Consider the following 806-nt stretch of genomic DNA (forward strand, 5'->3'; position numbering starts at 1 on the left):
GCCCAGCCTGAGCGGTCGCGCAACCTCTCAGCGAATCGGGTCCGTGGCGACGGCGGCGCGGACGCGCATGCGTTCACGTGGGCATTCGGCCTCTTGACCGCCGTGGCCGTCCTCACCGTCGTCACCACCACGTTGCTGCGACGGTACAGGGAGACGCAATAAAGCGTTTGCCCAGTCCGCCCTCGCCGATCAGACTCGACGAGATGACCAGTGATCCTTCAACCACGGCGATCACCGACGCCGACCGAAACGGTCCAGCTCAGGGCGCTCTGGACCGGATCGTTGCCAAGGCCGGCGTGCCTGACCTGGTGAACGTACTCGCGAACCGGCTCAGCGGGACCGATCTAACCACGCTGCTGCTGGAGGTGATGCGGGAGAGAGCGGGTGCCGTCTCCCCCGCGCAGCTACTTCACCAATATGAGCGGGACCGGTTCGTCCGGCCGGCCGACGCCGGCCCGGCGGACCTTCGCCGCTGCCTGGACCTTGTGACGAGCGCCTTGCCGGATGGCGTCGACCTCATGGAGCTCGCGCCGGTCGCTCCCCTGGGCACGCACTCTGTCGTCGGGACGGTCAACCAGCACAAGGTCGTCTCCACCGTGCGCGGCACCGAGGTCGCCGCCGACCCCACGAACACCCTGGCACTCGAGGCGGCCGTACGCCGCAGGTCCATCCTCGCGGCCACTTCCCGATCGCCGGAGAGGGTGCGCCTCGGCGCCTTCCAGCGGGTGGTCCGGGCCCAGCGGCACAGCCGCTCGGACATGCTCGCCCACTTCGGCATCTTCGGACTGCTGAGCGCGGGAAGGGAC

1 pseudogene is annotated in these 806 nt (G+C 69.1%); it reads left to right on the top strand.

The features are described 5' to 3' along the window. Positions 1-203: 203 nt before the first annotated feature. A pseudogene (locus ELR45_RS37730) lies at positions 204-806 on the top strand (hypothetical protein); the annotation flags it as partial.

This window comes from Phytoactinopolyspora endophytica (genome assembly GCF_004138495.1).
In the GTDB taxonomy this organism is placed as follows: domain Bacteria; phylum Actinomycetota; class Actinomycetes; order Jiangellales; family Jiangellaceae; genus Phytoactinopolyspora; species Phytoactinopolyspora endophytica.